The 25571-nt window shown below is 60.1% G+C and carries 3 protein-coding genes; all 3 read left to right on the top strand.

The window, feature by feature from the left end; genetic code table 11:
• Window positions 1–8: 8 nt before the first annotated feature.
• The 3 genes from gss (at window position 9) to AC6EMZ_RS10730 (ending at window position 25552) form a co-directional block, all read left to right on the top strand.
• Window positions 9–1871 (top strand): bifunctional glutathionylspermidine amidase/synthase, encoded by a 1863-nt coding sequence (gss, locus tag AC6EMZ_RS10740; protein WP_498402457.1) that lies wholly within the window; start codon window positions 9–11, stop codon window positions 1869–1871.
• Window positions 1872–2559: 688 nt separating this feature from the next.
• Window positions 2560–3831: a TolC family outer membrane protein gene (locus tag AC6EMZ_RS10735; protein ID WP_498402456.1), complete on the top strand. Its 1272-nt coding sequence runs from the start codon at window positions 2560–2562 to the stop codon at window positions 3829–3831.
• Between the two features lie 124 nt (window positions 3832–3955).
• Window positions 3956–25552, top strand: coding sequence for an Ig-like domain-containing protein (locus AC6EMZ_RS10730; protein ID WP_498402455.1), 21597 nt, complete (start codon window positions 3956–3958; stop codon window positions 25550–25552).
• Window positions 25553–25571: the final 19 nt, after the last annotated feature.

The raw sequence follows: 25571 nt of genomic DNA, 5'->3' as shown, positions 1-25571 counted from the left end.
TTGGAAACATGCGTAAAGGAAAGTTAAGCAGTGACGCTCCGTTTGGGACGTTGTTAGGTTATGCGCCGGGTGGCGTGGCGATTTACTCCTCAAATTACGACAGTCTGGATCCGCGCCGTTATCCCGAAGACGCGGAATTCCGCAGCTATATCAGCAACGAATATATGGGACACAAGTGGCAGTGCGTCGAGTTCGCGCGTCGCTTTTTGTTCCTCAACTACGGCTATGTCTTTACCGACGTCGGCATGGCGTGGGAGATCTTCTCACTGCGTTTCCTGCGTCAGGTGGTGAACGACAACATCTTGCCGTTACAGGCTTTTGCCAATGGTTCAAAGCGCGCGCCCAAAGCCGGCGCGTTGCTTGTCTGGCAAAAGGGCGGTGAATTTAACGAGACCGGGCACGTTGCGGTTATCACGCAACTGATGGGCGATAAAGTGCGTATTGCCGAGCAGAACGTGCTGCACGCGCCGTTACCCTTTGGGCAGCAGTGGACCCGCGAGCTGCGCCTGAGCGTCAATGACGACGGCTATACCCTGCACGACACCTTCACCGATACCACGATTTTGGGCTGGATGATCCAGACGGATAACACCGAGCACAGCCTGCCGCAGCCGCAAATTGACGGTGAACGCCTTAAAATCAGCGGGGCGCGCCTGCACAATAAACGTCAATTCGATGGTAAATGGCTTAACGAGAACGATGCGCTCCAGCAAGCGTACGTTAAGGCCAACGGTCATTTTATCAATCAGGATCCTTGCCAGTATTTCACCATCACCGAAAGCGCCGAGCAGGAGCTGATTAAGGCGACCAACGAACTGCATCTGATGTATCTCCATGCCACTGACAAAGTGCTGAAAGACGACAGCCTGCTGGCGCTTTTCGACATCCCGAAAATACTCTGGCCGCGCCTGCGCCTTTCATGGCAATGGCGTCGTCACCATATGATCACCGGTCGTATGGATTTCTGTATGGATGAGCGCGGGCTGAAGGTCTACGAATACAACGCCGATTCGGCCTCTTGCCATACCGAAGGTGGATTGATCCTCGAAGAGTGGGTGAAAAATGGCTATCGCGGCACCGGGCATAACCCGGCAGAGGGCCTGCTGGAAGAGTTGACCGGCGCGTGGAAGCACAGCAATGCGCGTCCGTTCGTACACATCATGCAGGACAACGATATCGAAGAGGATTATCACGCCCTGTTTATCCAGCGTTCGCTCATGCAGGCCGGGTTTGAAACCAAAATCATTCACGGCCTGGGGGCGATGAGCTGGGATACTGCCGGGCAGTTAATCGATGATGAAGGTCGTCATGTGAACTGCGTATGGAAAACCTGGGCGTGGGAAACGGCAATTGAGCAAATCCGCGAGGTGAGCGAAACCGAATACGCCGCCGTGCCAATCCGCACCGGCCATCCTGAAGGCGAAGTGCGTTTGATTGATGTCCTGCTGCGCCCGGAAGTGCTGGTGTTCGAACCGCTTTGGACGGTCATCCCCGGCAACAAGGCCATTCTGCCGGTGCTGTGGCAGTTGTTCCCGAATCATCGCTATCTGCTGGATACCGATTTTGAGGTCAACGAATTACTGGCTAAAACCGGCTACGCGGTAAAACCTATCGCCGGGCGCTGCGGCAGCAATATCGACCTGATAAGCCCGCAGGATGAGTTGCTGGATAAATCGAGCGGTAAGTTTGTGGACCGCAAGAACATTTATCAGCAGCTCTGGTGTCTGCCGAAGGTCGATGGTAAGTACATCCAGGTGTGTACCTTTACCGTCGGCGGCAACTATGGCGGCACCTGTCTGCGCGGAGATGATTCGCTGGTGATTAAGAAAGAGAGTGATATTGAACCCCTGATGGTGGAAAAGGAAAAGTAACGCCAGCCAGACGACGCGATTTACCCCGTACATCCGCAAGTCCCCTTGCGGATTTTTTTTGCCTGAACGTTGAGTGACATGGGGAGAGGTTGGGATTTATTAGTAAAGAAGGAATAGTCTGAATAAAACGTGTTTTGATTGTTATTGTTCTGTGTGTTTTTTCACAATTGGTTTTAATGTCCTTCTGTAGTTGTTTTGGCGATATTATATAACGATATGACATTTTGTGCGGCATACTGTACTGCTATAACGCCACAATCCAGATTTTTGCCCCATTGGGAATGCCCCTGCAAAGAAACTCGACAATTCTTTGAAAATCTTTGTGTCAGATCCCTTGCGAAATTAACCCAAAAATGTGCAGCAGCCCGTCGAAAATATCTTCTTTAATTACAATGTAGTTAATAGATGAGCTTGGCTTATCAATTTTACCCTATTGTCGAGAAACCTCAGATTTTTCCCTGTTATTAACATGCTTGTAACATTGCAGGGATAGTTCCACTTAAGACATTTTGTTATGCTCCAGATCAAATAATTTAATAAATAAGCAATTTCTTATTTGAAAATCAGTTTTAGAGGGTGGTGCCTATTAATGGGTACATCCTTAGGGGGTGGAATAGAACGGAGGTGTCACATGAAGCACGTTATATTTTTTAAATTTCCACTAGCACTGGCCTTAATTACGGGGTCCATGACGATGGCCTGGGCATATAACGGCCCGACCGGGTCAGCGGCTGTCCCGTCGACGTCATTAAAAGAAAGTATTTTATTTGCTTTCGACCGCGATCCTTCCGTGACCCAGCAGGCGGCACAGATGGGTATCGGTCAGGCGCAAATAGATGAAGCGCGTAGTGGATGGATGCCGCAAATATCACTTAGCGGTAATACCGGCCATAGCCAGACCACCGACTCCAGCGGATCGCTGAGCAACTCTGCGGCATGGGGCATGAGCCTGACGCAGCTGGTTTATGACTTTGGCAAAACCAATAACGCTATCAGCCAGTCCTCTGCGCAGACCGACAGCTACCGCTATCAGCTGATGGGGACGTTATCTTATGTCGCGGAAAAAACCGCGCTGAGTTACGTGGAAGTGAAGCGCTATACGGAACTGGCGCAGGCGGCAAAAGAGAACGTACAGGCGCTGAAAAACGTCCAGCAGCTGGCAAAATTACGCTCGGATGCGGGGGTCAGTTCCACGTCGGATGAGCTGCAAACGCAAACCCGAATTGCGGGAATGCAGGCAACGCTTGAGCAATATAACGCGGCCCTGAAAAGCGCGCGGGCGCGGCTTTCCGTCCTGACGGGAATTGATGCGAAGCAGCTTTCTGCACTCCCTCAATCCCTTGAAGTTAAACAAGAACCACTGGATAACATTGACTACTCCTTAATCCCAACCGTGCTGGCCGCGCAGACCATGGAAACCTCCGCGGAGTATGGCATTAAGCGGGCCAAGTCACAGCACTGGCCGACCGTGAGCCTGAAAGGCGGTCGCACGCGCTATGAGTCGAACAATCGTTCGTATTGGGACGATCAAATTCAGCTGAACGTTGACGCACCGCTTTACCAGGGCGGGGCGGTTTCAGCACGGGTGCGTCAGGCGGAAGGTGCCAGAGCAATGGCGTCCTCCCAGGTGGATCAGGCGCGCTTTGATGTATTGCAAAAAGCCTCGGTGGCACAGGCTGACTGGGCGGGGGCACACGGCAGAATGGAGGCCGGAAGGTTACAGCTCGAAAATGCGCTGCGCACGCGTGTTGTGTACAAGAATGAATATACGTTGAGTAAAAGAAGTATTAACGATTTGCTCAGCGTGGAACAGGATGTCTGGCAAGCAACGTCATCGAAAATAATGGCGGAATATGATGGCTGGAGTGCGGGAGTCAATTACGCATCGGCTGTCGATAATTTAATGCCTCTCATCGGAATAGAGAAGAACGCCTCAGCGAAATTACCTGACCTAAGCTAGAAAAAAAGCGCGGTTTCTGCCGCCGATATACAGCTAATAAACAATGGGGAATCTTCCTCAGGAATTGTTGCATCCATTCGGTAGAAATACGCGCAGGAACCCGTACGCCTGCAAGGAGATAAAAATGAGTAAAGCTAAAGTTGTTGATGTCATCATTCGTAAAACAGCAGAAAAAACGGTATTAACCGGAGAAGGAAATCTGTCGGTATCGGTTTCTGCGCCAAGCGTTATCGAAATTCACGGCTCTGCCCAGGACGTGGTGCGTTATATGCGCCAGGGCAAAGATCTGCTGATCTACATGAAAGACGGCAGCGTGATTCGATGCAATAACTATTTTATCGAAGATCCTGATACGCAAAACCAGTCTGAACTGGTGTTTAACGACGGACAGGAACTGACTCATATTTCTTTTGCGGATACGGGCGAGACGGCGGGCCTGGCGGCTACCGAACTCACGGCGCAAGCCACGCCAATTGCCAGCATTGAACCCTTCATCGCACAGGAAAGCCTCCTGAGCGATGCCCCGTGGGGCTGGATGGCGGGTGCTGCACTGGGCGGCGGGGCTATCGGCGCGTTGTTGGCGCACGGCGGCGACGGTGAAACCAAAACCAGGGTCATCGACAACACCAAAGAGGTCGAAAGCGCGACGCCGACCTTTATGGTCACGGATAAAGCGGGTGATAAGCAGGGTGTGCTGGCGGCGAAAGAAATAACCGACGATAACACTCCAACCTTTAGCGGCACCGGCCAGCCTGGCGCGACGATTCAGATCAAGGACGGCAGCGGCAGCACTATCGCCAGCACAATGGTCGGTAAAGACGGCTCCTGGACCGTTAAGCTTCCGACCCAAACTGACGGGGAACATACCTGGTCAGTCGTGCAAATCGACGGCAGCAAAACCACCGCTGCGGGCAGCATTACCGTCACGGTGGCAACGGCAGACGCCACCGTGACGCTGGCGACAACCGCAGGCGATAACGTGATCAACGCCAGCGAGCAGTCGGCGGGCTTTAGCTTGTCTGGCGTCAGCAAAAATCTGGCGCAGGGCACCGGGCTGACCGTGACGCTGAACGGCAAGACCTATACCGCCGAAGTGGGCGCGAACGGCGCCTGGAGCGTCAACGTTCCGGCGGCCGATGCAAAGGCGCTGACTGACGGCACCTGGACGGTGGCCGTGAGCGGTAAAGACGCAGCGGGCAATACCGTGTCGGGCAACCAAACCCTGAACGTGGACACGCACGCGCCAACGCTCTCCGTGAACGCGATCGCCCAGGACAACATCATTAACGCCGCCGAGCATGGTCAGGCGCTAACCCTGAGCGGCACCACCAACGCCGAAGCCGGACAAATCGTCACCGTCACGCTGAACGGTAAAAACTACACCGCGACCGTGGGCAACGACGGCACATGGTCACTCAACCTGAACGCCAGCGACGTCAAAGCGCTGGCCGAAGGCGATCATACTCTGACGGTAAACGTCAGCGATAAAGCGGGTAACCCGACATCCACCACCGCGGATTTCAGCGTGGATACCGTGGCACCGGTCGTGACGGTCAACACCGTGGCGGGCGATAACGTGCTCAACACCAGCGAGCAGGGTCAGGCGCATATCGTTTCTGGCCAGGCACAGGGTGCAGCGGCGGGCGATGTGGTCACCGTGTTGATTGGCGGGAAAAGCTACACCGGCGTAGTGCAGGCAGACGGTAGCTGGAGCATCGGCGTACCGGCCTCGGCGCTGGGTGCGCTTGGTGAGGGCAATCATACGATCTCCGTCTCGGTGACCGACGCCGCGGGCAATACCGGCAACGCCACCCACAACGTGACGTTGAGCGGTGCGCCGCCTGAATTTACCGTCGATGCCATTAGCCAGGATAACGTACTCAATGCCCAGGAGGCGATGCAGCCGCTGAGCTTAACCGGCACCAGTAATCTGCCGAACGGCAGCGCGGTGACCGTTACTCTCAACAATGTCACCTATCAAACCACCGTTGAAAACGGCGTGTGGTCCGTGCAGGTTCCGGTCACCGACGTGCTGAATCTGGCGAATACCCTCTACACCGTGAACGTGAGCGGCACCGACAGCGTGGGCAACAGCGGTTCCGCTGAGGCCAACCTGCTGGTGGACACCACGCTTCCGCAAATCATTATCAACACCTTCGCGGGCGACAACCTGGTCAATAACGCTGAAGTGGCGGTCGATCAAACCCTGAGCGGGCGCGTGACGGGCGCAGCGGCGGGCGACACGGTGTCCATCACCGTGGGTGGCAAAAGCTACACCGCGACCGTCGACAGTGACCTGACCTGGAGCGTGACCATCCCGGCCGCCGATCTCGCGGCATTTGGCGATGGCAATCTGACCTTCAATGCCTCGGTAACCAATGCCCACGGCAACACCGGCACCGGCGAGCGCGATATTAATATCAACGCTGAGCTTCCGGGCCTGCGCGTCAACACCATTTCTGGCGATGACGTGGTAAACGCCATCGAGCAGCAGCAGGATTTAACCGTCACCGGTTCCAGTAGCCATCTGGCACAGGGCACGCAGATCACCGTGACCATCAACGGAGTCGATTACCCGACAGTGGTCGCGGCAAACGGCAGCTGGCAGATCGGCGTACCGGCAGCGGATCTGCAAAACTGGACAGCGGGCGAGATCGTCGTCACAGCGGGCGCTGAGGATGCGTGGGGCAATATCGTCTCCGTTGAGCATCCGATTGAACTGGACCTGAACGCCGTGGCGGTCACCATCGATACGGTGACCAGCGATGACATGCTCAATGCCGCCGAAAAAGGCGCGGACCTGACGCTTTCCGGCCAGACGCAGGGCGTGGAAGCCGGGCAGACCGTAGTGGTGAAATTTGCCGACCAGACCTTTACCGCGCAGGTGCAGCAGGATGGCTCCTGGAGCCTGACGGTTCCGGCCAGCGCCATGGACGGGTTAACCGACGGTCGCACGCCGGTTAGCGTCAGCGTAACCAACGTCAACGGCAACAGCGCGGACGCCGCGCGCGTGGTGACGGTAGATACCCTGGCACCGACCATCGCTATCGATAATCTTACCGACGACAACATCATTAACGCCGCCGAGGCGCAGCAGGATCTGGTGTTGACCGGTAGCACCAACGCAGAAGCGGGCCAGACCGTCACCGTCACCCTGAATGGCAAACAGTACCAAACCACGGTGCAGAACGACGGCACCTGGCAGCTGAGCGTGCCTGCGGCTGATATGGGCGCGCTGGCTGATGGGATCATGACCGTCACCGCCAGCGTCAGCGACGTGGCAGGCAACAGCACCAGCGCGGATCGCGTAGGGCTGGTGGATGCCACCGTGCCTCAGATAACCATCAATGATTTCGTAACCGACACCAACACCGTAAACCAGGCTGCACATGGGCAGGCGCAGATCCTGAGCGGTTCTGTGACCGGCGCGGCGGCGGGCGACATCGTCACCGTGACCATTAACGGCACGGATTACACCACGGTCGTTGATGCGGCGGGCAACTGGAGCCTGGGCCTACCGGCGCCGGTCGTTCAGGGCCTGACGGACGGCACCTGGACCGTTGGCGTTTCCGTCACCGACTCATCCGGCAACACCGGCAGCAATGCGATGGACGTGGTCGTGAATACTTCCGTTCCAGAGATTGCGCTCAATACCATTGCCATCGATGACGTGATCAACGCCACCGAGAAAGGCCAGGATCTGCTGCTTTCGGGCACCAGCAACCAGCCGGAAGGGACCGCCATCACGGTGACCCTGAACGGTATCAACTACACCGCGACCACCGTGGCAGATGGCAGCTGGAGCGTCACCGTTCCGGCCTCAGCGGTCAGTGCGCTGGGCGAGGCAAACTACACCGTCAGCGCCGCCGTAACCGACAGCGTCGGCAACAGCGCGTCCACCACCCATGACGTGCAGGTAGACACCTCCCTGCCGGTAGTCACCATTAACACTCTGGCGGGCGATAACATCGTTAACGCCGCCGAAGTGGCGGCGGGCCAGACCCTGACCGGTAAAGTGGCGAACGCCGCGGCGGGCGATATCGTCACCATCACCCTCGGTGGACAGACTTACACCGCGATCGTCCAGGACGACCTCACCTGGAGCCTGCCGCTGAGCACTGACGTGCTGACGGCGCTGGGCAACGGCGACCTGACCGCGTCCGCGACGGTCACCAACGTTCACGGCAACACCGGCTCCTCTTCGCTGGACTTCAATATTGACGCGAACCTGCCGGGCCTGCGTATTGATACCGTGGCGGGCGACGATGTCATCAACATCATCGAGCACAACCAGAACCTGATTATCTCGGGCAGCAGCACCGATCTGGCGGCAGGCAGCATCGTCACCGTCACCATCAACGGCACCGACTATGCGGCCACCGTGCTGGCGGACGGTACCTGGCAGGCTGCGGTCCCGGCGGCGGATGTTTCGCAGTGGACGGCTGGCGAGCTGGACATCAGCGCCAGCGCGCAGGATGTCTCCGGCAACCCGGTGAACATCGGCAGCATTATAGACGTCGATCTGGCCGCGGTAGCGATCAGCATCAACAGCGTCACTGACGATAACGTGCTGAACGCGGCAGAGAAGGGCCAGGATCTGGTGCTCTCCGGCACCACGGCGGGCGTGGAAGCGGGTCAGACTGTGACCGTCACCTTTGGCGGCAAGTCTTACACCGCCACCGTGGATGCGGACGGCAACTGGACCACCACCGTGCCATCTGCTGACCTGACAAACCTGAAAGACGGCGATGCCAGCGTGCAGGCCAGCGTCACGAACGTGAACGGCAACAGCGCGAATGCGGCGCTGGAGTACAGCGTGGACGCCACCGCGCCGACGGTGACCATCAATACTGTCAGCAATGACAACATGCTGAACGCAGCAGAAGCGGCGGCAGACCTGACCCTGAGCGGCACCTCAAGCGCCGAAGCGGGCCAGACGGTCACCGTGACCTTCAACGGCAAGCAGTACGCGGCGCAGGTTCAGGCCGACGGCAGCTGGACGCTGGACGTTCCGGCAGCGGACATGGCGGGCATTGCTGATGGTAATTCAGCCATTACTGCCTCCGTGACCGATAAAGCGGGTAACCCGGCGAGCACCGGTTCTTCGGTTCTGGTTGACGTCACCGTGCCGCAGATCACCTTCAACACCGTCTCCGGCGATGACGTGATCAACAGCACCGAGCACGGCCAGGCGCTGACGGTGTCCGGCTCCGTGACCGGCGCGCAGGCAGGCGACGTCATCACCGTGACCCTGAACGGCAAAGACTACACCGCCATGCTGGATGCATCCGGTAACTGGAGCATTGGTGTCCCGGCGGCGGACGTAGGCGCACTGAACGGCGGCGACTACACCCTCTCTGCATCCATCACCGATAAAGCCGGTAACGGCACCAGCGCCACCCACGACGTGGCGGTAACGCTGACGGCACCAGAGATTGCCATCAACACTATCGCTATCGATGACGTGATCAACGCCACCGAGAAAGGCGAAAATCTGCTGCTTTCGGGCACCAGCAACCAGCCGGAAGGGACCGCCATCACGGTGACCCTGAACGGCATCAACTACACCGCGACCACCGCGGCAGACGGCAGTTGGAGCGTCACCGTTCCGGCCTCAGCGGTCAGCGCGCTGGGCGAAGCGAACTACACCGTCAGCGCCGCCGTAACCGACAGCGTCGGCAACAGCGCGTCCAACACCCATGACGTGCAGGTAGACACCTCCCTGCCGGTAGTCACCATTAACACTCTGGCGGGCGATAACATCGTTAACGCCGCTGAAGTGGCGGCGGGCCAGGCCCTGACCGGTAAAGTGGCGAACGCCGCGGCAGGCGATACCGTCACCATCACTATCGGTGGACAGACTTACACCGCGACCGTCCAGGACGATCTCACCTGGAGCCTGCCGCTGAGCACTGATGTGCTGACGGCGCTGGGCAATGGCGACCTGACCGCGTCCGCAACGGTCACCAACGTTCACGGCAACACCGGCTCCTCTTCGCTGGACTTCAATATTGACGCGAACCTGCCTGGCCTGCGTATTGATACCGTGGCGGGTGACGATGTCATCAACATCATCGAGCACAACCAGAACCTGATTATCTCGGGCAGCAGTACCGATCTGGCGGCAGGCAGCATCGTCACCGTCACCATCAACGGCACCGACTATGCGGCCACCGTGCTGGCGGACGGTACCTGGCAGGCTGCGGTCCCGGCGGCGGATGTTTCGCAGTGGACGGCTGGCGAGCTGAACATCAGCGCCAGCGCGCAGGATGTCTCCGGCAACCCGGTGAACATCGGCACTATCGTCGACGTCGATCTGGCCGCGGTAGCGATCAGCATCAACAGCGTCACTGACGACAACGTGCTGAACGCGGCAGAGAAGGGCCAGGATCTGGTGCTCTCCGGCACCACGGCGGGCGTGGAAGCGGGTCAGACCGTGATGGTCACCTTTGGCGGCAAGTCTTACACCGCCACCGTGGATGCGGACGGCAACTGGACCACCACCGTACCATCTGCTGACCTGACAAACCTGAAAGACGGCGATGCCAGCGTGCAGGCCAGCGTCACGAACGTGAACGGCAACAGCGCGAATGCGGCGCTGGAGTACAGCGTGGACGCTACTGCACCGACGGTGACCATCAATACCGTCAGCAATGACAATATGCTGAACGCAGCGGAAGCGGCGGCAGACCTGACCCTGAGCGGCACCTCAAGCGCCGAAGCGGGCCAGACGGTCACCGTGACCTTCAACGGCAAGCAGTACGCGGCGCAGGTTCAGGCCGACGGCAGCTGGACGCTGGACGTTCCGGCAGCGGACATGGCGGGCATTGCTGATGGTAATTCAGCCATTACTGCCTCCGTGACCGACAAGGCGGGTAACCCGGCGAGCACCAACACCTCCGTGCTGGTCGACGTTACCGTACCGCAGATCACCTTCAACACTGTCTCCGGCGATGACGTGATCAACAGCACCGAGCACGGCCAGGCGCTGACGGTGTCCGGCTCCGTGACCGGCGCGCAGGCAGGCGACGTGATCACCGTGACGCTGAACGGCAAAGACTACACCGCCATGCTGGATGCATCCGGTAACTGGAGCATTGGCGTCCCGGCGGGGGATGTTGGCGCGCTGAACGGCGGCGACTATACCCTCTCTGCCTCTGTCACCGATAAAGCCGGTAACGGCACCAGCGCCACCCACGACGTGGCGGTAACGCTGACGGCACCAGAGATTGCCATTAACACCATCGCCATCGATGACGTGATCAACGCCACCGAGAAAGGCGAGGATCTGCTGCTTTCCGGTACCAGCAACCAGCCGGAAGGGACCGCCATCACGGTGACCCTGAACGGTATCAATTACACCGCGACCACCGTGGCAGACGGCAGCTGGAGCGTCACCGTTCCGGCCTCAGCGGTCAGCGCGCTGGGCGAAGCGAACTACACCGTCAGCGCCGCCGTAACCGACAGCGTCGGCAACAGCGCGTCCACCACCCATGATGTGCAGGTCGACAGCGCGCTGCCAGTCGTGACCATTAACACCATCGCTGGTGACGACGTGGTGAACGCCGCTGAAGTGGCGGCGGGTCAGACCATCAGCGGTAAAGTCACCAATGCGGAAGCGGGCAACACCGTGACCGTGACCATCGGCGGCAACACCTACACCGCCACCGTGCTGGACGATCTGAGCTGGTCGGTGAACGTGCCGGAAGCGCTGCTGACGGCCATCGGTAACGGCGATTTGACCGTTGAGGCGAGTGTGACCAACGGCGTTGGCAACACCGGCTCCGGCGAGCGCGATATCGTTATCGACGCGAACCTGCCGGGCCTGCGTGTCGACACCGTGGCGGGCGACGATGTGATCAACAGCATCGAGCACGCACAGAACCTGATCATCACCGGCTCCAGCGACGGCCTGAGCACAGGTACACTGCTGACCGTCACCGTAAACGGCAAAACCTATCCGGCAACGGTGCTGGCAGATGGCACCTGGAGCGCAGCGGTTCCGGCGGCTGACGTCAGCGCGCTGGCGGCAGGGAATGTCACCGTCACCGTTGAAGGCCAGAGCACCGCGGGCAACCCGGTTTCCATCAGCCACGACGTGACCGTGGATCTGGCGGACGTGGCAGTCAGTATCGACGCTATTTCTACCGACGACGTGATCAACGCGGCTGAAAAAGGCGTGGATCTGGTGCTCTCCGGCTCCACCTCCAACGTAGAAGCGGACCAGATCGTTACCATCACCTTTGGCGGCAAGTCTTACACCGCCACCGTGGATGCGGACGGCAACTGGACTGCGACCGTACCGTCTGCTGACCTGACAAACCTGAAAGACGGCGATGCCAGCGTGCAGGCCAGCGTCACTAACGTGAACGGCAACAGCGCCTCGGCAGGCCGTGAGTACAGCGTAGACGCGACCGCACCAGCGGTTTCAATCGACATTATCAGCGACAACAACATCATCAACGCCGCCGAAGCGCAGCAGGATCTGCTGGTCAACGGAACGACCAATGCTGAAGCCGGGCAGACGGTGACCGTAACGCTGAACGGCGTGGATTACACCACTACCGTTGATGCGAGCGGCAACTGGAGCGTGACGGTTCCGGCGGCTGACCTGAGCGCCATCGGCGACGGGAGCTACACCGTCAGCGCCGCCGTATCCGACAAGGCGGGCAACCCGGCTTCGACGGCGCGTGATGTGCTGGTCGACATTACCGTGCCACAGTTGAGCATCAATACCGTTTCCGGTGATGATGTGATTAACAGCACCGAGCATGGTCAGGCGCTGATCGTCAGTGGCTCTGCCACTGGCGCGGCGGCGGGCGATGTGGTCACCGTGACCATCAATGACAAATCCTACACCGCGACGCTTGACGCGGCGGGTAACTGGAGCGTGGGTGTACCGGCAGCGGATGTCGGCGCGCTGACCGCCGGGGATTACACCATCACTGCGGCCCTGACCGATAAGGCGGGCAACAGCAACAGCAGCACGCACAATGTGGAAGTAAACCTGACCGCGCCGGTTCTGACCATCGACACCGTTTCCGGTGACGATGTGATTAACAACACCGAAAAAACGCAGGATCTGACCATCAGCGGTACCGCGACAGGCCTTGCGACCGGTGCGCTGGTCACCGTCATGCTGAACGGCAAAGCTTACAGTGCGACGGTCGACGCGAACGGTCAGTGGACCACGACCGTCCCGGCGGATCAGGTTGGTGCGCTGGGCGAAGCCCTGTACGACATCAGCGCGTCTGCGACAGACAGCGTGGGTAACAGTTCCAGCACCAGCCACATGGTAAACGTGGAGTCCGTTCTGCCTGGCGTCATCATCAACACCATCGCTGGTGACGATGTGATTAACGCAGCTGAAGTGGCGGCAGGTCAAACCATCAGCGGTTCGGTCGTCAATGCGGAAGCGGGCAACACCGTCACCGTGACCATCGGTGGCAACACCTACACCGCGACCGTGCTGGACGATCTGAGCTGGTCGGTGAACGTGCCGGAAGCGGTACTGACGGCGCTGGGCAACGGTGAATTGACCGTAGAAGCGAGCGTGACCAACGGCGTGGGCAACACCGGCTCCGGCGAGCGCGATATCGTTATCGATGCGAACCTGCCGGGCCTGCGTGTCGACACCGTGGCGGGCGACGATGTGATCAACAGCATCGAGCACGCGCAGAACCTGATCATCACTGGCTCCAGCGACGGCCTGAGCGCAGGCACTCTGCTGACCGTCACCGTAAACGGCAAAACCTACGCCGCAACGGTGCTGGCAGATGGCACCTGGAGCGCAGCGGTTCCGGCAGCAGACGTCAGCGCGCTGGCAGCAGGTAATGTGACCGTCACCGTGGAAGGCCAGAGCACCGCGGGCAACCCGGTTTCCATCAGCCATGACGTGACCGTGGATCTGGCGGACGTGGCAGTCAGCATTAATGCGATTGCAACCGACGACGTGATCAACGCGGCTGAAAAAGGCGCGGATCTGGTGCTTTCCGGCACGACTTCCAACGTGGAAGCGGACCAGACCGTCACCATCACCTTCGGCGGCAAGTCTTACACCGCCACCGTCGATGCGGACGGCAACTGGACTGCGACCGTACCGTCTGCGGACCTGACCGGTCTGAAAGACGGCGATGCCAGCGTGCAGGCCAGCGTCACTAACGTGAACGGTAACAGCGCGTCGGCAGGCCGCGAGTACAGCGTGGATGCCACCGCACCGACCGTCACCATCAGCACCATTGCGGCGGACGACATTCTGAATGCGACCGAAGCGCAGGCTGACCTGACGATTAACGGCACCAGCACCGCCGAAGCAGGGCAGACGGTCACCGTCTCCCTGAACGGCAAAGACTACACCACCACCGTCGGGGCAAACGGCACCTGGACGCTGGACGTACCGGCAGCCGATCTGGCCGCCCTGACCGACGGCAGCGTGACTGTCAGTGCCAGCGTGAGCGACAAGGCGGGCAACCCGGCTTCTGTTGATCACAACCTGACCGTCGACGTGACCGTGCCGGTGGTGACCATCAACACCATCGCGGGCGATGATGTGATCAACGTGGCTGAGCATGCTCAGGCGCAGATCGTCAGCGGCTCTGCGACTGGCGCAGCGGCGGGCGACAAGGTCACCGTCACCATCGGCGGCCAGTCTTACACCACCGTACTGGACGCGGCGGGTAACTGGAGCGTCGGCGTACCTGCCAGCGTGATTTCAGCGCTGCAGGACGGCACCGTGACCGTCAGCGTTAGCGTGACCGACGCGGCGGGCAACACCGGCAGCGGCACGCACAACGTGACCGTAGACACCGGATTACCGTCCGTGGGCTTCGACGCCATCAGTACGGATAACGTATTGAATGCGGTCGAAAAAGGCCAGGATCTGAGCGTGAGCGGCACCAGCGCCAACCTGTCCGAAGGCACGACGGTGACCGTGACCCTGAACGGCAAGCAGTACACCGCGACCACCGCCGCAGACGGCAGCTGGACCCTGACGGTTCCGGCCGCGGATCTGGCCGCGCTGGGCGAGGCCAGCTACACCCTGAGTGCGAGTGCCACCAGCGATGTGGGCAACAGCATCAGCAACACCGCGAACCTGCAGGTGGACACCGCGCTGCCTGGCGTGACCATCAATACCGTGGCGGGCGATAACGTGATTAACGCCGCCGAAGTGGCGACGGGTCAGGCGATCAGCGGTCAGGTGACTAATGCGGAAGCGGGCAACACCGTGACCGTGACCATCGGCGGGAACACTTACACCGCGACCGTACAGGACGATCTGAGCTGGTCGGTGAACGTGCCGGAAGCGGTATTAACGGCGCTGGGCAACGGTGAATTGACCGTTGAGGCGACCGTGACCAATGGCGTCGGCAACACCGGATCCGGCGAGCGCGATATCGTTATCGACGCCAGCCTGCCGGGCCTGCGCGTGGACACCGTGGCGGGCGACGATGTGATCAACAGCATCGAGCACGCGCAGAACCTGATCATCACTGGCTCCAGCGACGGCCTGAGCGCAGGCACTCTGCTGACCGTCACCGTAAACGGCAAAACCTACGCCGCAACGGTACTGGCAGATGGCACCTGGAGCGCAGCGGTTCCGGCAGCGGACGTCAGTGCGCTGGCAGCAGGTAATGTGACCGTCACCGTGGAAGGCCAGAGCACCGCGGGCAACCCGGTTTCCATCAGCCATGACGTGACCGTGGATCTGGCGGACGTGGCGATCAGTATCGACGCTATTTCCACCGACGACGTGATCAACGCGGCTGAAAAAGGCGTGGATCTGGTGCTCTCCGGCACGACGTCCAACGTGGAAGCGGACCAGATCGTCACCATCACCTTCGGCGGCAAGTCCTACACCGCCACCGTCGATGCGGACGGCAACTGGACTGCGACCGTACCGTCTGCTGACCTGACAAACCTGAAAGACGGCGATGCCAGCGTGCAGGCCAGCGTCACTAACGTGAACGGTAACAGCGCGTCGGCAGGCCGCGAGTACAGCGTGGATGCCACCGCGCCGACCGTCACCATCAGCACCATTGCGGCGGACGACATTCTGAATGCGACCGAAGCGCAGGCTGACCTGACGATTAACGGCACCAGCACCGCCGAAGCAGGGCAGACGGTCACCGTCACCCTGAACGGCAAAGACTACACCACTACCGTCGGGGCAAACGGCACCTGGACGCTGGACGTCCCGGCCGCCGATCTGGCCGCCCTGACCGACGGCAGCGTGACCGTCAGTGCCAGCGTGAGCGACAAGGCGGGCAACCCGGCCTCGGTCGACCATAACCTGACCGTCGACGTGACCGTGCCGGTGGTGACCATCAACACCATCGCGGGCGATGATGTGATCAACGTGGCTGAGCATGCTCAGGCGCAGATCGTCAGCGGCTCTGCGACCGGCGCAGCGGCGGGCGACAAGGTCACCGTCACCATCGGCGGCCAGTCTTACACCACCGTGCTGGATGCGGCGGGCAACTGGAGCGTCGGTGTTCCGGCCAGTGTGATTTCAGCACTTCAGGACGGCACCGTGACCGTCAGCGTTAGCGTGACCGACGCGGCGGGCAACACCGGCAGCGGCACACACAACGTGACTGTGGACACCGGATTACCGTCCGTGGGCTTCGACGCCATCAGTACCGATAACGTATTGAACGCGGTCGAAAAAGGCCAGGATCTGAGCGTGAGCGGCACCAGTGCCAACCTGTCCGAAGGCACGACGGTGACCGTGACCCTGAACGGCAAGCAGTACACCGCGACCACCGCCGCAGACGGCAGCTGGACCCTGACGGTTCCGGCAGCGGATCTGGCCGCGCTGGGCGAGGCCAACTACACCCTGAGCGCGAGCGCCACCAGCGATGTGGGCAACAGCATCAGCAACACCGCAAACCTGCAGGTGGACACCGCGCTGCCTGGCGTGACCATCAATACCGTGGCGGGCGATAACGTGATTAACGCCGCCGAAGTGGCGACAGGTCAGGCGATCAGCGGTCAGGTAACTAATGCGGAAGCGGGCAACACCGTGACCGTGACCATCGGCGGCAACACCTACACCGCCACCGTGCTGGACGATCTGAGCTGGTCGGTGAACGTGCCGGAAGCGGTATTAACGGCGCTGGGTAACGGCGACCTGACCGTTGAGGCGAGCGTGACCAACGGTGTGGGCAACACCGGCTCCGGCGAGCGCGATATCGTTATCGACGCGAACCTGCCGGGCCTGCGTGTCGACACCGTGGCGGGCGACGATGTGATTAACAGCATCGAGCACGCACAGAACCTGATTATCACCGGCTCCAGCGACGGCCTGAGTGCGGGTACCACGTTGACCGTGACCGTGAACGGCAAAACGTATTCCGCTACCGTGGCGGCAGACGGCACATGGCTTGCAGCAGTACCGCAGGCTGACGTCAGCACGTGGGCAGAAGGCCCGGTCATTATCAGCGTTGAAGGCCAGAGCACCGCGGGCAACCCGGTAAGTATCAGCCATGACGTGACCGTGGATCTGGCGGACGTGGCAGTCAGCATTAATGCGATTGCGACTGACGATGTGATCAACGCGGCTGAAAAAGGCGTGGATCTGGTGCTCTCCGGCACGACGTCCAACGTGGAAGCGGACCAGATCGTTACCGTCACCTTCGGCGGTAAGTCCTACACCGCCACCGTCGATGCGGACGGCAACTGGACTGCGACCGTGCCATCTGCGGACCTGACCGGTCTGAAAGACGGTGATGCCAGCGTGCAGGCGAGCGTCACTAACGTGAACGGCAACAGCGCCTCGGCAGGCCGTGAGTACAGCGTGGATGCCACCGCGCCGTCAGTGATCATCAGTACGATCGCAGCAGATGACATTTTGAATGCGCAGGAAGTGCAGGCTGACCTGACCATCAGCGGCATCAGCACTGCCGAAGCAGGGCAGACCCTGACCGTGACCCTGAATGGTGTGGATTACATCACCACGGTAACGGCTAACGGTAGCTGGAGCGTCATCGTTCCGGCCGCCGATCTGGCCGCCCTGACCGACGGCAGCATGATCGTCAGTGCCAGCGTGAGCGACAAGGCGGGCAACCCGGCCTCGGTCGACCATAACCTGACCGTCGACGTGACCGTGCCGGTGGTGACCATCAACACCATCGCGGGCGATGACGTGATCAACGTGGCTGAGCATGCTCAGGCGCAGATCGTCAGCGGCTCTGCGACTGGCGCAGCGGCGGGCGACAAGGTCACCGTCACCATCGGCGGCCAGTCTTACACCACCGTGCTGGACGCGGCGGGCAACTGGAGCGTCGGCGTTCCTGCCAGCGTGATTTCAGCGCTGCAGGACGGCACCGTGACCGTCAGCGTTAGCGTGACCGACGCGGCGGGCAACACCGGCAGCGGCACGCACAACGTGACTGTCGACACCGGATTACCGTCCGTGGGCTTCGACGCCATCAGTACCGATAACGTATTGAACGCGGTCGAAAAAGGCCAGGATCTGAGCGTGAGCGGCACCAGTGCCAACCTGTCCGAAGGCACGACGGTGACCGTGACCCTGAACGGCAAGCAGTACACCGCGACCACCGCCGCAGACGGCAGCTGGACCCTGACGGTTCCGGCAGCGGATCTGGCCGCGCTGGGCGAGGCCAGCTACACCCTGAGCGCGAGCGCCACCAGCGATGTGGGCAACAGCATCAGCAACACCGCAAACCTGCAGGTGGACACCGCGCTGCCTGGCGTGACCATCAATACCGTGGCGGGCGATAACGTGATTAACGCCGCCGAAGTGGCGACGGGTCAGGCGATCAGCGGTCAGGTAACTAACGCGGAAGCGGGTAACACCGTGACCGTGACCATCGGCGGCAACACTTACACCGCCACCGTACAGGACGATCTGACCTGGTCGGTGAACGTGCCGGAAGCGGTGCTGACGGCGCTGGGCAACGGCGATTTGACCGTTGAAGCGAGCGTGACCAACGGTGTGGGCAACACCGGCTCCGGCGAGCGCGATATCGCTATCGACGCGAACCTGCCGGGCCTGCGTGTCGACACCGTGGCGGGCGACGATGTGATCAACAGCATCGAGCACGCACAGAACCTGATCATCACCGGCTCCAGCGACGGCCTGAGCACAGGTACTCTGCTGACCGTCACCGTAAACGGCAAAACCTACGCCGCAACGGTGCTGGCAGATGGCACCTGGAGCGCAGCGGTTCCGGCGGCTGACGTCAGCGCGCTGGCGGCAGGTAATGTCACCGTCACCGTTGAAGGCCAGAGCACCGCGGGTAACCCGGTTTCCATCAGCCATGACGTGACCGTGGATCTGGCGGACGTGGCAGTCAGCATTAATGCGATTGCAACCGACGATGTGATCAACGCGGCTGAAAAAGGCACTGATCTGGTGCTTTCCGGCACGACTTCCAACGTGGAAGCAGACCAGACCGTTACCATCACCTTCGGCGGCAAGTCTTACACCGCCACCGTCGATGCGGACGGCAACTGGACTGCGACCGTACCGTCTGCTGACCTGACAAACCTGAAAGACGGCGATGCCAGCGTGCAGGCCAGCGTCACTAACGTGAACGGCAACAGCGCCTCGGCAGGCCGCGAGTACAGCGTAGACGCGACCGCACCGACCGTTACCATTGATACCGTGGCTGGCGACAACGTCATTAACGGCAGCGAAGCTGGCGCAGGCGTGGCGATCTCCGGCACCACCACAGCAGAAGTGGGGCAGACGGTCACCGTGACGCTGGGCGGCAATAGCTACACCGCGCAGGTGCAGCAGGGCGGTATCTGGAGCGTCAGCGTTCCGGCAGCCGATCTGGCCGCTCTGAGCGACGACGGCTACAGTGTGCAGGTGAGCGTCAATGATGCAGCGGGTAACCCGGGCAGCGCCGATAAGGCGATTACTCTGGACACCACGCCGCCGGTCATCAGCTTTAACATTGTGGCGGGTGACGACGTGATTAACGGCGTTGAGCATGGGCAGGCGCAGATTGTTAGCGGTACAACAACGGGTGCCGCGACCGGCGATAAGCTGATTGTCACTATCGGCAGCAGCCAGTACACCACGACCGTAGATGCGAGCGGCAACTGGAGCGTGGGCGTTCCTGCCAGCGTGATTTCAGCGTTGCAGGACGGTACCACGACCATCAGCGCGACCATTACCGACAGCGCGGGTAACAGCAGTACGCAAACCCATGATGTTGTGGTCAACACGGCGTCCGTTTCACTGACTGTCGGCACCATCAGCGGCGACGACGTGATTAACGCCACTGAGGCAGGCAGCGCGCTGGCGATTAGCGGCTCAAGCACCCAGTTTGCCAGCGGCACACAGGTCACCGTCACCTTCAACGGTAAGAGCTACACCGCGACGATCCAAAGCGATGGCTCCTGGACCACCACGGTGCCCGCCGCAGATGTGGCGGCTCTGGCCGATGGCGCGAGCTATCAGGTCTCGGTTTCGGCGCAGGACGTTGCGGGTAATAGCGCGTCGGCAACGCATAACGTCAGCGTCGATACCACTGCGCCTGTCGTGAGCATTGCCACGCTTTCCGGTGACGATGTGCTGAACGCTGTTGAAGCGCAGCAGCCGCTGACCGTAAACGGTTCTTCCAGCGCGGAAGCGGGCCAGACGGTCACGGTTTCTCTGAACGGTAAAACCTACACCGCGACGGTGGCGAACGACGGGACCTGGACGCTTAGCGTTCCGGCGACCGACCTTGCCGCGCTGAGCGAAGGCGCGCTGACGGTCACCGCATCGGTGAACGATAAAGCCGGTAACAACGGCCAGACCACGCACACGCTGACGGTCGACACCGTGGCACCAACCGTCACCATCAATACCGTGGCGGACGATAACATTGTCAACAATACCGAGCAGTTGGCGGGGCAGACCATCAGCGGTACCACCACTGCGGAGCAGGGCCAGATTGTGACCCTGACCTTCAACGGCCATAGCTATCAGGCGACGGTCGCAGCAGATGGAACCTGGTCTGTGTTCGTTGCGGGGCGCGATTTCCTCGGCCTGAGCGACGGGGATTACACCCTCTCTGCAACGGTGAGCGATAAGGCGGGCAACCCGGGCAGCGCAACGCACGACGTGACGCTGAACGGTGATGTGCCGGTCATCAGCATCAACACCTTTGCAGAAGATGACATCGTCAACGCTGCCGAACACGGCACGCCGCTGGTTGTCAGTGGGACTACCGACGCGCCTGTGGGCCAGACGGTGACCATTACGCTGAACGGTAAAACCTACACGACGACCGTGCAGGCAGACGGCAGCTGGAGCACCACCGTGGGCAGTGCGGATGTCACCGCACTGGCGGACGGCGGCTCGTATGCCATCCATGCTCAAGTGAGCAATACCATTGGTAACAGCGCCAGCGCCGATCACACCGTGACCGTCGATCTGACGCCGCCATCAATGGGCATCAGCATCGATTCGCTGCAAAACGATACCGGCCTGAGCGCGAGTGATTTCATCACTAACGACGCCCAGGTGGTGGTGAACGGGTCGCTGACCGCGCAGCTCGGCAATAACGAGAAGGCGCAGATCAGTCTGGACGGTGGTACTACCTGGATTGACCTGACGGTGACCGGCACGACATGGCGCTATGCCGATGGCCGTACCCTGACCGACGGCACCTATGCGTACCAGGTTCGCGTGATAGATAACGCGGGCAACGTGGGGGCAACGGACAGCCAGGATGTGGTGATCGATCTCACCGCACCGGTGGCCACGACCATCACCGTTGATGCGGTGACGCAGGATACGGGGCTGTCAAATAGCGACTTTATCACCAGCGACAACCAGATCAGCCTGAACGGGACGCTTAGCTCGGCGTTGGGCAGCGGCGACCATGCACAAATCAGCCTCGACGGCGGCGTAACCTGGACTAACGTCAGCGTTAGCGGCCTGAGCTGGACTTACGTGGATGGCCGCACCCTGGCCGATGGTGATTACAACTACCAGCTGCGGGTCATTGACGACGCGGGCAATATCAGCGCGACGGCAAGCCAGGTTGTGACCATTGATACCACCGTACCGGACGCCAGCAAGACGATCGCCATTGACAGTATTAGCGACGATACGGGCCTGAGCAGCAGCGACTTTATCACTAACGATACGTCGCTGACGGTGAACGGTTCGCTCGGGGCTACGCTTTCTGACGGTGAATACGCGCAGATCAGCACCGACGGCGGCGTGACCTGGCAGAACGTGAACGTCACCGGTAATACCTGGTTCTACGTTGATGGACGCACGCTGGATAATGCGACCTATACCTACTACGTGCGGGTGGTGGATGCTGCCGGTAACGTCGGCTCCAGCGCGCAGCAGCAGGTGACTGTTGACACCGTTGCGCCTGATGCGGCGATCACGGTCAGCGTTGATAACATCGCTGTGGATACCGGCTTTGATAACAACGACTTCCTGACCAGCTCAACGTCGTACACTCTGAACGGTACGCTCGGCGCGCAGCTTGGCGCAGGCGAATATGTGCAGGTGAGCCTGGACGGCGGCACGACCTGGGTTTACGCCACGGTCAATGGCACCCAGTGGAGCTACAACGACACACGCACCCTGACTGACGGTAGCCATAACTACCAGGTCCGCGTGATCGATCAGGCGGGCAACGTCGGGGCAACGACCTCGCAGGCGGTGACCGTGGATACTCAGGCACCGCAATATGGCATCACCATTGATTCCATTAGCGAAGATACCGGGCAGTCCAGCAGTGATTTCATCACCATGGACACCACGCTGACGGTGAATGGCTCGCTCGGCAGCGCGCTGGCCAGCGATGAACGCGTGCAGATTAGCCTGGACGGCGGCAATACCTGGGTGGATGCCAACGTCACCAACCAGCGCTGGAGCTATACCGACACGCGCGATCTGGCCGACGGTGATTACACCTATCAGGTGCGGATCATCGATCAGGCGGGCAACGTAGGTTCTACGTCCCAGCAGGTTGTGACAGTGGATACCACGGTACCTGATACCCTGGGAACGGTGGTTAGCTACACCGACTCGGAAGGCGAACGCCAGGGAACGTTTGGTTCTACGGTGGCAACGGATGACGCCTCGCCGCTTATCAGCGGGACGCTTAACCGCGCGCCGGACAGCGGTGAGATTATGCAGCTCTATCGCGACGGGATCCTGCTGGGTCAGGTCACGATGAACGGCAGCGCCAGCTGGACCTTCCAGGACAACGGCCTGAGTGATGGTAACCACACCTACGTGCTGCGTGTCACCGATACGGCGGGCAACTACACCGAATCTGCGGGCTTCGTACTGAAGGTGGATACCAGCGTGCCAACCACCACGGTGTCGGTTGCCGCGCAGACCACGTCGGATACCACGCCGATTGTTGGCGGCATTGTGTCAGCCGATCTGGAAAACGGTGAATACCTGGAAGTGAAGGTAAACGGTAAAACCTACACCTCGCAGACCGGCGGCGCGGTGGTGGTTGACCCGGATCACAACACCTGGTATTTGCAGATCCCGGATAGCGATGTGTTGAGCGTAGCCAGCTATGACGTAACAGCGCAGGTGAAGAGCAGCGCGGGCAACGGTAACAATACTGGCATCACCACCGGTAGCCTGGTGATTGACACCACGACGGTGAATACCGACTGGGCGACGACGGCGGGTAATGCCAATAACTCGACGATGACGGTGGGCATGAACAGCAGCGGCCTGTGGAATATCATTGCCAATGGACAGTCCTATTCCAGCAGCGATGACTCAACCTATGCTGCAAACGCGCTGACCAACACCCGTAACTTCTACACGGTGAGCCAGACCGCCGCTGACTTCGACCGTAACGGTACGCAGGATATTTTCGCGACGGAAAACACCTATGCTGGTTCCACGCAGGTGATGTGGACCTACGATGGCAGTACCTATAATGCCAGCCAACTGGCGTTGGGAACTACCATTTGGTACGGCGGGGTAATCGCGTACGACAAAACGGGCGACGGCTATCTTGATCTGGCATATGGCGATGCGGGTGCAGACTCCATTACCTATCTGATCAACAACAACGGCGTGCTGACACCGGACGGCACCAACGGCGGTGCGGGCTTCTGGGGGCAGTTCAACACGATGCGTGAAATCTCCAGCGTCGATATTAACAACGACGGCACCGTGGATGTGGTGCAACACACCAACCGTAGCGGCGCGTACTCGCTGACCGTAATGAACAATAACGGCAACGGGACCTTGTCCATCGGCCAGAACCTGACCAACGTGTTTGTGGTTAACGCCTCGAACACCACCACTGCGGCATCCATGACGTGGGCGGACTTCAATGGCGACGGCTATATGGATCTGTACCTCGGCAGCAGCTACAACAACAACGGCGGTGTGATCTACTACAACAACGGCGCGGGGCAGCTTTCTGCTACCAAGAGTGCGGTGGAAGCCTCTAACGCCACGGCGGGTTACCTGTCGGTTGCGGTGGACTGGAACGGCGATGGCCAAATGGACATCATCAAGCTCAGCACCTACGGCACGTCGCAGACCGCAACCTTGTTCACCAACAACGGCTACGGTTCGACCTGGACCTCAAGCCAGCTGGGATCCGGGTTGAGGAACGTGACGGGTGTTGCTGCGGTAGACTACAACTGGGACGGCACGCAGGATCTGCTGGTATCCCTGCAGGCGGGCTCGATGACGCTGGTACAAAATACCACGAAGATTGCTGACGGCACCGCGATGCATCTGCATATCGTCGACAGCGAAGGCATCAACGCTTACTACGGGAATACGGTGAACCTGTATAACGCCTCGGGCGTGCTGGTGGCATCGCAAATCCTCAACGCCCAGTCCGGTATCGGCTCGAACGATACCTCTGCGTTAGTGAGTTTCTACGGGCTGGATCCGAATGAAACCTACTCGGCGCAGATAGTGAAGATCACCAACGGCGTGTCGGATAACGTCACCTGGACCGGTCTGGACGCGGGCAACGGCAAAGAAGGCTATGTGCTGACTGCCGAAGCAGCGACGGGCGGTCACAGCGGAACCATCACCGGCACCGGGTATAACGACACCTTTATCGCAGAGGATGGCACCTATACCTATAACGGCTCCGGCGGCTGGAATACCCATTCCGATTACGACACCTGGAGCAATACCGGTGGGATGGACGTGGTGGATTATCGCAACGCCACCTCGGGTATCACCGTCGACCTGCGGCTTTCCACCGCCCAGGACACCGGTTTTGGTACCTCGCGACTGCTCAACATTGAAGGCATTGCAGGCTCGAACTACGACGATGTGATCACCGGCAACAGCGGCGATAACCAGTTCGAAGGACGCGGCGGTAATGACACCTTCAATATCGGCAGCGGCGGCCACGATACGTTGCTCTATAAGCTGATCAACGCCTCGGACGCCACCGGGGGTAACGGCAGCGACGTGGTAAACGGCTTCACCGTCGGCACCTGGGAAGGCACGGCAGATTCTGACCGTATCGACCTGCGCGACCTGTTGTCTGACAGCAGCTACACCGGCACCGGCTCAGCGAGCTACGTGAACGGCGTGGCGACGCTGGACGGCAGCGCGGGAAATATTGCCGACTACATCCGCGTGGTGCAGAACGGCAGTAACACCGAGATCCAGATCGACCGCGACGGAACGGGTAGCCAGTTCGACCCAACCACCGTGGTGACGCTGAACGGCGTGCAGACGGATCTGGCCACCCTGTTGGCGAACCATCAGCTGTTAATTGCGTAAAAAAGCAGCCGCGAGGAGC

Source organism: Enterobacter sp. SCRI0065 (genome assembly GCF_059766475.1).
This window is presented reverse-complemented; position numbering and strand designations above follow the sequence as displayed.